The organism is Streptomyces sp. NPDC055239 (assembly GCF_053606205.1).
The window spans coordinates 371,818-384,713 of record NZ_JBSGRD010000004.1; the positions used below are offsets into that span (position 1 = coordinate 371,818).

Annotated in this window: 10 protein-coding genes; 3 read left to right on the top strand and 7 right to left on the bottom strand. The window is 70.6% G+C overall.

Features of this window, described 5'->3' with window-relative positions:
- The first annotated feature begins 170 nt into the window (after window positions 1-170).
- Entirely contained in the window at window positions 171-2,042 is a 1,872-nt protein-coding gene (locus ACWFRJ_RS17180; RefSeq protein WP_453530592.1) for a S8 family peptidase, read from the top strand.
- An 86-nt stretch (window positions 2,043-2,128) separates the two neighbouring features.
- Entirely contained in the window at window positions 2,129-2,893 is a 765-nt protein-coding gene (locus tag ACWFRJ_RS17185; RefSeq protein WP_453530595.1) for a hypothetical protein, read from the top strand.
- A 94-nt stretch (window positions 2,894-2,987) separates the two neighbouring features.
- On the opposite strand, the gene ACWFRJ_RS17190 is transcribed toward ACWFRJ_RS17185, so the two are convergent.
- The 5 genes from ACWFRJ_RS17190 to ACWFRJ_RS17210 all read right to left on the bottom strand — a co-directional run bounded on the left by ACWFRJ_RS17190 (window position 2,988) and on the right by ACWFRJ_RS17210 (window position 9,744).
- On the bottom strand, window positions 2,988-6,050 hold the full coding sequence (locus tag ACWFRJ_RS17190) for an NPCBM/NEW2 domain-containing protein (RefSeq protein WP_453530598.1): 3,063 nt from the start codon (window positions 6,048-6,050) through the stop codon (window positions 2,988-2,990).
- A gap of 114 nt (window positions 6,051-6,164) precedes the next feature.
- Window positions 6,165-7,394: a cysteine--1-D-myo-inosityl 2-amino-2-deoxy-alpha-D-glucopyranoside ligase gene (mshC, locus tag ACWFRJ_RS17195; RefSeq protein WP_453530600.1), complete on the bottom strand. Its 1,230-nt coding sequence runs from the start codon at window positions 7,392-7,394 to the stop codon at window positions 6,165-6,167.
- Between the two features lie 185 nt (window positions 7,395-7,579).
- Window positions 7,580-8,422, bottom strand: coding sequence for an SCO1664 family protein (locus ACWFRJ_RS17200; RefSeq protein WP_453530603.1), 843 nt, complete (start codon window positions 8,420-8,422; stop codon window positions 7,580-7,582).
- Window positions 8,386-8,976 carry a DUF3090 domain-containing protein gene (locus ACWFRJ_RS17205; protein WP_453530606.1) on the bottom strand — a complete coding sequence of 197 codons (591 nt, stop codon included), beginning with the start codon at window positions 8,974-8,976 and terminating at the stop codon, window positions 8,386-8,388. The genes ACWFRJ_RS17200 and ACWFRJ_RS17205 overlap by 37 nt, the downstream gene beginning before the upstream one ends.
- Before the next feature lie 81 nt (window positions 8,977-9,057).
- Window positions 9,058-9,744, bottom strand: coding sequence for a histidine phosphatase family protein (locus tag ACWFRJ_RS17210; protein WP_453530609.1), 687 nt, complete (start codon window positions 9,742-9,744; stop codon window positions 9,058-9,060).
- A gap of 62 nt (window positions 9,745-9,806) precedes the next feature.
- Between ACWFRJ_RS17210 and corA the strand changes: the two genes are divergently transcribed.
- Complete coding sequence (gene corA / locus ACWFRJ_RS17215; RefSeq protein ID WP_453531183.1) at window positions 9,807-10,805, top strand: magnesium/cobalt transporter CorA; 999 nt, start codon at window positions 9,807-9,809, stop codon at window positions 10,803-10,805.
- A 15-nt stretch (window positions 10,806-10,820) separates the two neighbouring features.
- Here corA and ACWFRJ_RS17220 read toward each other — a convergent pair whose 3' ends face one another.
- Window positions 10,821-11,609 (bottom strand): ferritin-like domain-containing protein, encoded by a 789-nt coding sequence (locus ACWFRJ_RS17220; RefSeq protein ID WP_453530612.1) that lies wholly within the window; start codon window positions 11,607-11,609, stop codon window positions 10,821-10,823.
- A gap of 235 nt (window positions 11,610-11,844) precedes the next feature.
- The gene (locus ACWFRJ_RS17225; protein WP_453530614.1) at window positions 11,845-12,894 is read right to left on the bottom strand and encodes an LLM class F420-dependent oxidoreductase; all 1,050 of its coding nucleotides are present in this window, start codon (window positions 12,892-12,894) and stop codon (window positions 11,845-11,847) included.
- Between the last annotated feature and the right edge of the window lie 2 nt (window positions 12,895-12,896).

Genomic DNA, 12,896 nt, shown 5'->3' on the forward strand with positions numbered 1-12,896 from the left:
TGACATCGCCTTCCGGACGAATTGCACGGGGTTCCCCGATCCCCTTGATTTCAAACACAGTTGGGGCAAAGGGGGTGGACGGCCGCGCCCGGCGGTAGCAGGGTGTGCCCCGGAATGCGCGCCACAGCGCACAGCACGGCACCGGCAGGACCGAAGGGAGCGGTGAAGCGATGACCGACCAGGTAGAGCCGGCAGGGGGCCCGGGAGCCAGTGGCCCCGGACCTGACGGGGCGGGATTCACCTACCGGGCGTCCGAGCAGGAGCTGATCGTCGTCGCACGGCCCGAGGCCAGGCTGCGTGCCGTGACCGACGGCGTCCGCTCGGCGGCGGACTCCGACGTGTCGGCCCTGAACATGTTCCTCAGCGATGAACAGCTCGCCCTGGAGCCGCTGTTCGGCAACGAGGAGCGCGTGCAGTCCGCGGTCCGACAGCACACGGCCACGGACGGCGGCGACGGCGTGCCGGACCTGGCGCTCTTCTACCGCGTGCGCGGCGGCGAGAGCAGGGCGCAGGAGCTGCGCTCACGGATGGCGGCGCTGCCGGGGATCGACACGGCGTACGTCAAGCCGGGCGCGGTACCGGCGTCGCTCGGCCCGGATCCCTCGCGGCCCGCGCCCCAGGGCCGGTCGGGCCAGTCCGGGGGACCCGGCATGGGCGGACCCGGCATGAGCGGACCCGGCATGAGCGGACCCGGCATGAGCGGGCCAGGCATCGGTGAGCCCGGCATCGGCGAGTCCGGGCGCCGCAAGGAAGGCGCCCCCGTCACCCCCGACTTCACGGGCCGCCAGGGCTATCTGCGCCCGGCGCCCGAAGGCATCGACGCGCACTGGGCGTGGCAGCGGCTCGGCGGGTCGGGCGAGGGCATCACGGTGATCGACATCGAGGGCGCCTGGCAGCTGGGCCACGAGGACCTGACCGGCAAGCTCGCCGGCGTGGTCATCGGCACCCCCGTCCAGGACGTGGCCTGGCGCAACCACGGCACCGCGGTGATCGGCGTGATAGGCGGCGACCGCAACTACGTGGGCATCAACGGCATCGCGCCCGAGGCCACGACCGCGGCGGCCTCCTTCCAGCCCCTGGGCACCGCGGCCACGATCCACGCGGCGGCGGACCGGCTCGGCCCCGGTGACATCGTGCTGATCGAACTGCACAGGCCGGGACCGCGGTTCGACTTCGAACCGCGTGACGACCAGCGCGGCTACATCGCCCTTGAATGGTGGCCCGACGACTACGCGGCGATCCGGTACGCCTGCGCTAAGGGCGTCATCGTCGTCGCCGCCGCGGGCAACGGCGCGGAGTCCCTGGACGACGCGGTGTACGAGCGCAGGCCCGACGAGTTCCCCGAGTCGTGGCGCAACCCCTTCAACCCCTCCAACCGGCCTTCGGGCGCCGTCCTGGTCGGCGCGGGCGCACCGCCGCCCGGCACGCACGGCCGTGATCACGGCCCGGACCGCTCCCGCCTGGCGTTCTCCAACTACGGCGCCCGCCTGGACGCGCAGGGCTGGGGCCGCGAGACCACCACGACCGGCGGCTACTGGAACCAGCCGGGCGATCTGCAGGGCGGTGCGGAGGAGATCGCCTGGTACACGGACACGTTCTCCGGCACCTCGTCCGCCTCACCGGTCGTCGTCGGCGCCCTGGCTTGTCTGCAGGGCATGCTGAAGGCCGCGGGCCAGCAGCTGATGACGCCGGAGCGCGCGCGTGCCATGCTGCGCTCGACGGGCTCGCGGCAGCAGGACGCACCGGGCCGCCCCGCGTCGCAGCGGATCGGCAACCGCCCCGACATCAAGTCGGCGGTCACCAACCTGCTGCCGTCCGCGGTCGGCTCGGGCCAGGCCGAGCGGTACTGGGACGAGCTGATCCCCTATCCTCCCGAACTCCCGCCGCGTCTGCGGCTCTTCGTCGCCGGCGAGTGGCGGAACCTGAACCATCCGGCTCCCGACATCCGCCAGGCGGTGCACGCCGCCTTCGCGGGCGGGCACCCCGACGTACGCGTCTGGTTCTCGGACGACGAGGTCGTCGGCCTTGTCGTCACGGGCTGAGACACCCGCGCGTCGCCGGAGCAACACGCTCCATCACCACGCTCATCGCTGAAGCACCACAACCACTGAGGGAAGGTGGCACCCGCATGAGCACCACCCCGTACATGAGTCCGATGCAGCAGCAAGGCCAGCAGTACGGACCGCAACAGCAGTACGGAACCCAACAGAGTTACGGCCAGGAGCAGTTCGGCCAGCAGCCCTTCGGGCAGCAGCAGTTCGGCTCCCCGCAGAGCCATCAGCAGGGGCAGCAGCAGGGCCCGAGCACCGCGCCCCCGCAGCAGTTCGGCGGCCAGCAGTTCGGCGGCCAGCAGCAACAGCCGTTCGGTCAGCAGTCCTCCGGCCAGCGTCAGTTCGGCCCGCAGGGCATGCGCGGCATGCAGGGGATGCAGGGCCCGCAGGGAATGCAGGGGATGCAGCAGCAGATCCCGCCGCACCTCCAGGAGCAGCTCCAACAGCAGCTGCACCAGCTCGGCCAGCAGCAGCCCTACCAGGAGCTGCTCCAGCAGCTCGGCGGCCAGCAGTCCGGCGGCTCGCAGCTCGGCAGCCAGCAGTTCAGCAGCCAGCAGCAGCAGCTCGGCCAGGAAAGCGTCCCGCAGGCACAGGCGCCCCAGATCTCCACGCAGGCGCTCGCCTCGAACATCGCGACGTCGTTCTGGGACGTCGTACAGCCCCTCCCCGGCCAGGCGTCGACGATCTATCTGTTTGTCGACAACGCCTGGCGGGTGTTCATCAACCCCAGCCCGCAGACCCACGACGAGGTTCAGGAAGCGTTCGCCTTCGGGCAGCGGGTGATCGGCTACTACGACACCAACAACCCCGCGTACCTGCTGGCCATCGTGGTCACCAAGTGACGGTCACCACCGTCGGTGAGTAGACGGCGCCGCCGGGCGGAGTCACTTCCCGCCCGGCGGCGCTCCCATCCGGTGACTACATCCAGTGACAGACCTACGCGCAGTTGAACTTCGCCGCTGCCCAGTCCCCGTGGTCCCCGCTCTTGGAGCCGTTGGTGTCGGTCACCTTCAGTTCCACGTGCCGCGCCCCGCTCACGTCGACATCCACCGGCACGGTCGCCGATGCCCCCGTCACCTTGGGCGAGGTCCACAGCACCTTGCCGTCGGCCTCGACCGAGAAGGCCACCTCTCCGTAGCCGTTGATCTCGTCGTCGATGCCCACGTCAGCGGTGAATCCGGCGCACTGTCCGCCCGCGTAGACCTCGATGGCGGAGTCGGCGTGGGTGCCGATCCCCTTCTCGTACGTCTTCCCGGCGAGGGTCAGCGGGTGGCCGTCCTCGGCGCCCGACTCCCCGTTGCTGCGGTCGCGTTCGGCGGGGCCGTAGCCGTTCGCCGACTTGAGCCACACCATGTCGCTCGCCCAGGTGTCGCCCTTCGGCGCCGGAGGCATGACGGCGACCGCGATCCGCTGCGTCGCGGTGCGGTCCTGGCCCGCCGAGCGGTGCCGTGCCGTCGCCGTCAGCGGCTGCTCGCCGGGCTCCGCGTCCTTGGGCGCGGTGACGGCGACCTCGACGCGGCGCGTGGTGCCCGCCGGGACGCGGTCGGCGTGGGCGCTCCCCGCGGTCCAGCCCTTCGGCACGTCCAGGGTGACGTCGACTCCGGTGGCGTCGCGCGTCCCCGCGGTGACGTCGACGGCGACCTTGCCCGCTGATCCGGCGCCGAGCTCCTGTCCTGCGGGGGCGCTCAGTGCGGCACTCGCGCCCGGCACCGCACCACCGACCGCGCTGGTGTCGTCGAGCTCAAGCTCGAACGCCCGGTCCGTACGGAGCGCGGTCGTCTTCACCTTCACGACACCGCCCCGGTCGTCCCGGTCGTAGAACCAGCCCTGCGTGGCCTTCTCGTACGCCTCCTTCGACGCGAGCCGCGGCAGCTTGTCGCCGCCGAGTTCCACGCGGCTCGGCGCATCACCGGTGTGCAGCGTGAACGCGTACGGCCGCTTGGTCTGCTTGCCGCTGAACTGCCCCTTGCTCGCGCCGATCCGCACCCGCACGTCGCCCGCGCCGGAGCGGGGCGCCTCGACGTCGGCGCGCTGGGTGGCGTACTCGCCGTCGCGGTGCTGCCGGGTCACGCCGTCGTCCTCGTACAGCTCGAAGGAGGACTTCCCCTGCGGGTAGATGTCCCAGGCGAGCGGCGATTCGGCGGTGCGGTCCTTGTAGGACCTGATGCCGCCGGGCCACATCGGCACGGTGGCACCGCCCTTGACGAAGAGCGGCAGGGTGTCGAGGGGCGCGCTGTAGCCGTCGACGGTCGTCGGCCCCTTGTACGTGCGACCGCTCCAGTAGTCGGTCCATGTCCCCTTGGGGAGGTAGATCCCGTCGCGGACGGTCGTGTCCTTGTAGACGGGCGCGACGAGGAAGTCCTCGCCCGTCAGGAACTCGTACTTGGCGGCGTCGGTGGCGGCCTTCGGGTCGTCCGGGTATTCGAGGGCCAGCGGGCGCACGGCGCCGACGCCGGTCTCCGTCGCCTGGTGGCCGTACGAGTAGAGGTAGGGCAGCAGCGATTCGTGCAGCTTCAGGTACTTGCGGTTGATGGAGGTGTACGGCTCTCCGTACCGGAAGGGCTGCTTGTCGTTAGCCGCCCAGCCGTCCATCGTCATCGTGACCGGCAGGAACGACTTCCACTGAAGGTCGCGCGCGTACGTCTTGGCGCTGCCGCCGAAGATGCCGTCCACGTCACCGGTCGTGTAGGCCATGCCCGACATGGTCGCGCCCGCGTACGTCGGGATCTGCCAGCGGATGTACTCCCAGCTGCCGCTCTGGTCCCCTGACCACTGCACCCCGCAGCGCTGGGCGCCCGACCAGCTCTCGGGGGCCCAGGTGAATCCGCGGGCGTCGCTGTTGTCCTCGATGCCCTTGTACGCGTCCTTGCAGCCGTCGAGCGCCTTCTTGTAGCCGTCGCCGACCCAGGCGACATCGAGCTTGGCGACGCGCTGCCCCGCCTTGACCTGATCGGCGATCTTGTCGATGCCGTCCTCGGTCCACAGGCCGAGCTGCATGTCGCGGTCCTGAAGGCCCTTGGCGGTCTCGGCGAGGTCCTCGTAGCCGCAGCCGTAGCCGTCGTTGACGAGCATCCAGCCGTTCGGCATGTCGTGCTTCTTGTACTCGTCCGCGATCTTCAGGGAGTCCAGGGTGTGCCGCTCGCCCTGGTTGGCGTTGTGCAGATAGCAGTCCGCGTCGCCGATCTCCATCCCGTAGACGGGCGGCAGGAAGGGCTTGCCGGTGAGCTTCGTGTACTGGCCTATGACTCCCTTGACGTCCTTGTCGGCGCGTCCCGCGAAGTAGTAGGCGTCAAAACGCTGTTCCTCGGCGGTGGCGGTCACCGGCTCCGCGAAGTCATAGGTATTGGGCGCGTACGTGTTCCGGAAGACGCCGTAGCCCTTCGAGGACAGGTAGAAGGGGACGGAGTTGGGGTGGCCGCCGTCGTCCCAGTTGTAGTCGACGCTCACCTCGACCTTCTTGCCGCGGTGCGAGGTGTTGCCGCGGCCGTTCTGCATCCCGGCGCCGTAGTACTGCTCTTCGGCGCCGCGGGCCAGGCTCTGCGTGGTGGCGTCCTTCGTCCAGCTCAGGCCCTTGGACTCGGCCCAGACCTGGGTGCCGTCGGCGCGGTACAGGGCGAAACGGAGCGGCGACTTGTAGGCGCGCAGCGTCACCTTCGACGTGCTCAGTTCGTAGCGGTCGCCCTTGTCGGCCCACTTGGTGCGCGGCGGGGCGCCCTGCGGCAGGACGATGTCCTTGCCGGTGGGGTCGGTGAAGTCGCCCTCGGGGGCGAGTTCGAGGCGGAACGTCTCCGTCGACACGAAGCTGACGCGGGCCTGGGCCTTGCCCGCGGTGAGCCGGTAGACGGAGCCGTCGGCGGTGAAGTCCGTGACGTCCCCGACCGTGGTCGCGGGATCGTCGGCGGCCTGTGCGGCGCCGCCACCGGGACCGGCGAACACCGCGAGGAGACCGAGCAGGGCGGCGGCGACTGCCGCCCGTCTGAAGCGGGTGGGTGATCTCATGCCCGGTGGTCTAGCGCCTCAACAGGTGCTGGGGCCATGGACTTTGCTGGGCCGCTCCTGGACTTCCGGAGCGGCCCATGCGGTGAACCGGTGACTACTTCGGTGGACCGGTGGCTACAGAGCCACGCCGAGCAGCGCGTCGACCGCGCGCGATACGACGCCGGGGGCGCCTTCTTCCGTACCGCCTTCGGTCGCCTGGCGGGCCGCCCACGCGTCGACCGCGGCGAGCGCGGCCGGTGAGTCGAGGTCGTTGGCCAGGGCTTCGCGGATCTCCTCGACGAGGGCGTCGGCGGAAGGTCCGTCGGGACGCGAGACGGCGGCACGCCAGCGGCCGAGCCGTGCCTCGGCCTCGGTCAGGACGGCGTCGGTCCACTCCCAGTCGGCGCGGTAGTGGTTCGCGAGAAGGGCGAGGCGGATGGCGGCCGGGTCGGTGCCGTCCCGGCGCAGCTTCGACACGAAGACGAGGTTGCCCTTGGACTTGGACATCTTCGCGCCGTCGAGCGCGACCATGCCGGCGTGGACGTACGCCTTGGCGAACGGGTGCTCACCGGTGAGGGCCTGCGCGTGCGACGCGCCCATCTCGTGGTGCGGGAAGGCGAGGTCGGAGCCGCCGCCCTGTACGTCGAAGCCCATCCCCAGGTGGTCGAGGGCGATGGCCACACACTCGATGTGCCAGCCGGGGCGGCCACGGCCGAGCGAGGCGCCGTCCCAGCTCGGCTCGCCCTCGCGGGCGGCCATCCAGAGCATCGGGTCGAGCGGGTTCTTCTTGCCCGGGCGGTCCGGGTCGCCGCCGCGCTCGGCGGAGAGCAGCTTCATCGCGGCGACGTCGAGGCGGGACACCTCGCCGAAGTGCGGGTCGGACTCGACGGAGAAGTAGACGTCACCCTCCAGGTCATAGGCGGCGCCCATGTCCCTGAGGCGTTCGACGAGCGGCACGATGCCGGGTATCGCCTCGACGGCTCCGATGTAGTCCTGCGGCGGGAGCAGTCGCAGGGCGGTCATGTCCTCGCGGAACAGGGCGGTCTCGCCCTCGGCGAGCTCGACCCAGTCCTTTCCGTCGCGGATGGCACGTTCCAGGAGCGGGTCGTCCACGTCGGTGACGTTCTGGACGTAATGAACCTGCCGCTTGGTGTCGAGCCACACGCGCTGCACGAGGTCGAACGCGTTGTAGGTCGCCGCGTGACCCATGTGGGTCGCGTCGTACGGAGTGATGCCGCAGACGTAGATACGGGCGACGGGACCGGGGTCAAGGGTCACAAGACCATCGGTCGCGGTGTCGTGGATCCGGAGGTCGCGGCCCTTGCCAGGCAGGACGGGGACCTCAGAAGCGGGCCAGGCATGCATGCCATGAGCCTAACCGGACGGAGCGTCCGTATACGAGCGGGGATCAAGGTTTATCCCGGCGGGGGCGCCTTGACCTGGCGGGGGGCGCCTTGTGCCGGGGGACTGCGCCGCCGCTTCGCGGCGGATTTTTTCCCGCTCACCCACCCGTTTGCCCGGCAGCCGCCCGTGCCGTAGGGCACCTACACCTACACCGGCGGCCACGGAATCGCCGGCCACTCCCCGCCGGGCACGGGATGCTTCCCGTTCGCCAGCAGCGCAGCGACCCGCGCGCGCACCGCGTCCACCTCGGCCCCGGTGATCAGCTCTCCCAGCCGGACGCCGAGCGGCGCATCGCCCGCGAGCCCGTCCCGAAGGGACTCCAGAACCCCGACCGCCTCGGAGGTCAGCGGCTCCCCCGCCCACCCCCACAGCAGCGTCCGCAGCTTGTCCTCGGCGTTGAACGTGACCCCGTGGTCGATCCCGTACAGGCGGTCGGCGTCGGCCAGCAGGTGCCCGCCCTTGCGGTCCGCGTTGTTGATCACGGCGTCCAGCACGGCGAGCCGCCGCAGCCGCTCGTCATCCGCGTGCACAAGGAGCGCGGTCCGCCCCTCGCCCACGTCCGCGAAGCCGATCGCCTTCCAGCCCTCGGCCGGCTCCTCGGCCTCGACCAGGGCAAGGAGCTCCGTGTCTGCCGAGCCCTCGATCCACAGCTGGCACATGCCCTCGCCGTGCGGCCCGTCCCGCAGCACGGTCGGCGGGACCAGGCCCCACCCCGTGGCCTCGGAGACCTCGTACGCGGCCACCTCGCGCTGTGCGAGCGTCCCGTCGGGGAAGTCCCACAGGGGACGCTCCCCGGCGACCGGCTTGTAGACACAGGCGGCCTCACGGCCCTCGTACGAGACGGAGCAGTAGAGCACCGCGTTCGAGGCCTCGGGGATCCGGCCCCGCACGGTCAGCTCACCTCGGGTGAGCAGGTCCACGACACCGGCGGACGCGTCCACGTCGGCGGAGCTCACGCGCCCCGCCGGTATCCGTTCTGCCGGGGGCATACGTGTCCTTCCGGGTCGAGCGGGAGGCTGCACAGCGGGCACGGGGGCCGCCCCGCGTTCACGACGTCGAGGGCGCGCCTGGCGAACGCGCGCGCCTGCGCCCCGGTGAGCCGGACGCGCAGCATCGGCGGCCCGTTCTCGTCGTCCTGCAGAAGCCTTTCCTCGGCCTCCGCGAGATCCTCGTCGGACTCGGCGTCCAGCTCGACCAGAGCCTGCGCCTCGACGATCATCCGCTCCTCGTCGCCGTCCCAGGCGAGCGCCATCGTGCCGACGCGGAACTCCTCCTCGACGGGTGAGTCGAGCGGCGCGCTGTCACTGACCTCGGTGGGTGCGACGGCGGGCACGGGGGCATTGCCGCCGCTGCGGCGCACCACCTCGTCGAGCAGCTCTTCCATGCGTTCGGCGAGCGCGGCCACCTGGGTCTTCTCCAGGGCCACACTGGTCACCCGGACTCCGGCGGAGGCCTGGAGGAAGAAGGTACGCCGGCCGGGGAGCCCGACCGTTCCGGCCACGAAGCGTTCCGGCGGGTCGTAGAGGAACACCTGACGCGACACGTCCTGTCTCCATTGGGATCGACTGCGGTTGATCATTTGCGCCTGTTCGGCGCGACGACTGCACCCTACTGCGGGCGACGATCACGGTGCTCCCGCATCGCCACCCACCGCCGCGTCGCTGCCGGGCGGCTCCACGCGGGGCGCGAGCGACCCGAAGTCGCCGGTGTCCCCCAGGCGTACGAGGAAGGGCCGCAGGCGCGTGAAGCGGATCGCGGTGACGGAACAGGGCTCCACGGAGATGCGCTGGAAGAGATCCAGGTGCAGTCCGATGGCGTCCGCGACAAGGGACTTGATGATGTCGCCGTGCGAGCACATCAGATACACGGCGTCCGCGCCGTGCTCGCGCTCCACGCGCGCGTTCCACTCGCGTACCGCCTCGGCCGCCCGTGTCTGCATGGCCCGCATGGACTCGCCGCCCGGGAAGGCGGCAGCCGACGGATGCTGCTGTACGACCTCCATCAGCGGCTCGTCGGACAGCTCGGCCAGCTTGCGGCCCGACCAGTCCCCGTAGTCGCACTCCCCGATGCGGTCCTCGGTGTGCGCCGTGAGGCCCGGACGGGCGGCGAGCAGCGGTGCGACGGTCTCCTGGCAGCGCTGGAGCGGGCTCGTGACGACTTCGGCGAGCGGCAGGTCCGCGAGGCGTCCGGGGAGCGCCGCGGCCTGTGCGGCGCCGCGCTCGTCCAGGGCCACGCCGGGGGTCCACCCGGCGAGCAGACCCGCGGTGTTGGCGGTGGATCGTCCGTGCCGGACGAGGATCAGCGTGGGCATGCGGGCCAGCCTAAGCCGCCGACGAGGTGCGCCTCGCGCTGAGGTTCGGAAGAATGCGCTCCGTGATCGTGGACTGCGCGATGTACCGGGAAGGGCGCCGCACCGAGTGCGAGGCGGACTTCTCGGATGCCCTCGACGAGGCGCGCGGCGCGGGGGACGCGTTCGTCTGGGTGGGCCTCTACGAACCCACCGAGGAGGAGTTCGACGAGGTCAGCAGGGAGTTCGGGCTGCATCCGCTGGCGGTGGAGGACGCCTTGAAGGCGCACCAGCGGCCCAAGCTCGAAGTGTTCGACGACTCGCTCTTCGTGGTCCTGAAGCCGGTCATGTACGAGGCGGACAGCGACGCCGTCTCGTCGGGCGAGGTCATGGTCTTCATCGGCGACGCCTTCGTGGTGACGGTCCGGCACGGCGAGGGTTCGCCCCTCGGTGTCGTACGTCATCGTCTGGAGGCGGAGCCCGACATGCTCAAGCACGGTCCGACCTCCGTCCTGTACGCGGTCTCCGACGCCACGGTCGACCACTACCTGGACGTCGCGGGCGAGCTGCAGACCGACCTGGAGGAGCTGGAGGCGGAGGTCTTCTCGCCCGAGAACGGGGGCAGCCGCAACACGGCGTCGCGGATCTACCGGTTCAAGCGCCAGATCGTGGAGTTCCGCCGGGCCACGGGACCGTTGGCGATGCCCATGATGCGCCTCTCCGGAACGGGCCCTTTCGCGCCTGAGGTGCCCTTCGTCAAGGGCGCCGCGCAGCCCTTCTTCCGGGACGTCAGCGATCACCTGACGCGCGTGAACGACTGGGTGGACAGCCTCGACCGCCTGGTGTCCGACATCCTCTCCGCCCATCTGGCGCAGATGAGCGTGCGGCAGAACGACGACATGCGGAAGATCTCGGCGTGGGCCGCCATGGCCGCGGTCCCCACGATGATCGCGGGGGTCTACGGCATGAACTTCGACCACATGCCCGAGCTGCACTGGGTGTGGTCGTACCCGGCCGTGATCCTGCTGATGGTCGCGCTCGAGTTCTTCCTCTACCGGCAGTTCAAGCGCCGCGGCTGGCTCTAGGGACTCTCGTCCGGATCAGGCGAATCCGGGCGCCGGGACGGCGGGCCCGCCGAGCGCGTCGCGCCGCTGGGGCATCTCCAGGGACACCATCCGCCGCCAGCCGCCGAACCTCTCGTACGCGTAGATGGCGTGGACGCCCGAGGCGAGCGCCGCGGACTTGGGCTTCGGCCAGCCCAGGATGCGCCCCATGTGGCCCATCACTGCGAGGCTCACGTCGCGGTACACGCGCGTCTCGGCACGGGCGCACGCGTGCAGGGAGTCCAGGATCGTCCGCCCGTGTCCCGCGGCGGCGAGGCGGAGCAACTCCTCGTGGCAGTAGGCGAGGTGGTTGTCCTCGTCGTGGCAGATCATCCTCAAGGCCTTGCCGACTTCGGGGTGGTCGCCGAAGTACGTGACCAGCATGTTCATCTGGTCGGCGGCACGCTGTTCGGTGACGCGGCTGTGCGAGAGATAGACGACGACGTCCTGCTCGGTCAGCGGCTCCTCGCGGCGCAGCTTCTCGTGCGCAAGGCCGATGCCCTGCCGTTCGAGGAGCATGGTGTAGTCGGTCCCTGGCGGGATCGGGACGGGCTCGAGTCCACGCTTCTTAAGAAGGGCGTGGAAAATCCGCCCGTGCTTGTCCTCGTCGGCGCCGTGCCGGGCGACTTTGGGGGTGAGGGCACGCTGGCTCTCGGGAAGGAGCGCCGCGATACGCCCGTTCTCCCAGCCACCCTGCGACTCCCCGCTGGCCGCGATGGAACAGAAGAGCCGGAACGACTCGTCGTTGTCGAGGATCTCCTCGAAGACACCCCTGGCCGAAAGCATCACTGGCACCTCCATGCCCTCTACGCGATCTCCGCGAAGAACAAGTCAAATGCGGTGGCGCGGGTGTGGCAACAGGTGTCAGGTACAGCTCCGCCAAACGAAGGACATCCGGCCCCGGACACGGCCGTAACCGAGGGGCGCCGCGGCGCGTTGTGCTCCGTGACGGCCGTGGCGGGGAAGACCCCCGAGCCCCCACCACGGCCGCAGAACTTCTCTTACGGTGACGCCGGTAGGGCTACGCCAGTCCAGCCCGCTCCAGCGCCTGCGTACCCGCACGCAGGGCCGTGATCCGCTCCTCGAGCGTGAAGCCGGCCGGCGCCAGGGTGAGTGTGGTGACCCCGGCAGCCGCGTAGGCCTGCATCCGGTCGGCGATCCGGTCCACGGAGCCGAGCAGCGTGGTCGAGTCGATCAGTTCGCGCGGCACGGCGGCAGCCGCGCCCTCCTTGTCACCGGACAGGTACTTGTCCTGGATCTCGGCCGCTTCCTTCTCGTACCCCATGCGCTGGGCGAGCTGGTTGTAGAAGTTCTGCTTGCGGCTGCCCATGCCGCCCACGTAGAGGGCGGTGTACGGGCGGAACATGTCCGCGAGGCCGCTGACGTCGTCGCCCACCGCTAGCGGCACCGTCGGGACGACGTCGAAGCCCTCCATCGTCCTGCCCGCCTTCTCGCGCCCCGCGCGCAGGTGGCGGATCGCGGTGTCCTCCAGGTGCTCGGCCGAGGGGAAGATCAGCAGGGCGCCGTCGGCGATCTCGCCGGTCTGCTCCAGGTTCTTGGGGCCGATCGCGGCGACGTACAGCGGGATGTGCTCGCGCTGCGGGTGGACGGTGAGCTTGATGGGCTTGCCCGGGCCGCCCGGCAGCGGGAGCGTCCAGTGCTCGCCCTCATAGCTGAGGCGCTCGCGCGTCATCGCCTTGCGGACGATCTCGACGTACTCGCGGGTGCGGGCGAGCGGCTTGTCGAACTTGACGCCGTACCAGCCCTCGGAGACCTGCGGCCCCGAGACGCCGAGGCCCAGGCGGAAGCGTCCGCCGGAGAGCGAGTCGAGCGTGGCGGCCGTCATGGCGGTCATCGCGGGCTGCCGGGCCGGGATCTGGAAGATCGCGGAACCGATGTCGATGCGTTCGGTCTGCGCGGCCACCCAGGACAGCACCGTCGCGGCGTCCGAGCCGTAGGCCTCGGCGGCCCAGCAGACCGCGTAGCCGAGCTTGTCGGCCTCCTTGGCGACGGCGAGGTTGTCCTGGTCCATCCCCGCGCCCCAGTAGCCGAGGTTGATCCCGAGCTGCATGG

Bases quoted from the DNA above. Each gene is read 5' to 3' on its own strand.
- ACWFRJ_RS17210 (WP_453530609.1), bottom strand. From the start codon at position 9,744: ATGCCCACGCTGATCCTCGTCCGGCACGGACGATCCACCGCCAACACC.
- ACWFRJ_RS17180 (WP_453530592.1), top strand. From the start codon at position 171: ATGACCGACCAGGTAGAGCCGGCAGGGGGCCCGGGAGCCAGTGGCCCC.
- ACWFRJ_RS17200 (WP_453530603.1), bottom strand. From the start codon at position 8,422: ATGCCCCCGGCAGAACGGATACCGGCGGGGCGCGTGAGCTCCGCCGAC.
- ACWFRJ_RS17220 (WP_453530612.1), bottom strand. From the start codon at position 11,609: ATGCTTTCGGCCAGGGGTGTCTTCGAGGAGATCCTCGACAACGACGAG.
- mshC (WP_453530600.1), bottom strand. From the start codon at position 7,394: ATGCATGCCTGGCCCGCTTCTGAGGTCCCCGTCCTGCCTGGCAAGGGC.
- ACWFRJ_RS17190 (WP_453530598.1), bottom strand. From the start codon at position 6,050: ATGAGATCACCCACCCGCTTCAGACGGGCGGCAGTCGCCGCCGCCCTG.
- ACWFRJ_RS17185 (WP_453530595.1), top strand. From the start codon at position 2,129: ATGAGCACCACCCCGTACATGAGTCCGATGCAGCAGCAAGGCCAGCAG.
- ACWFRJ_RS17225 (WP_453530614.1), bottom strand. From the start codon at position 12,894: ATGCAGCTCGGGATCAACCTCGGCTACTGGGGCGCGGGGATGGACCAG.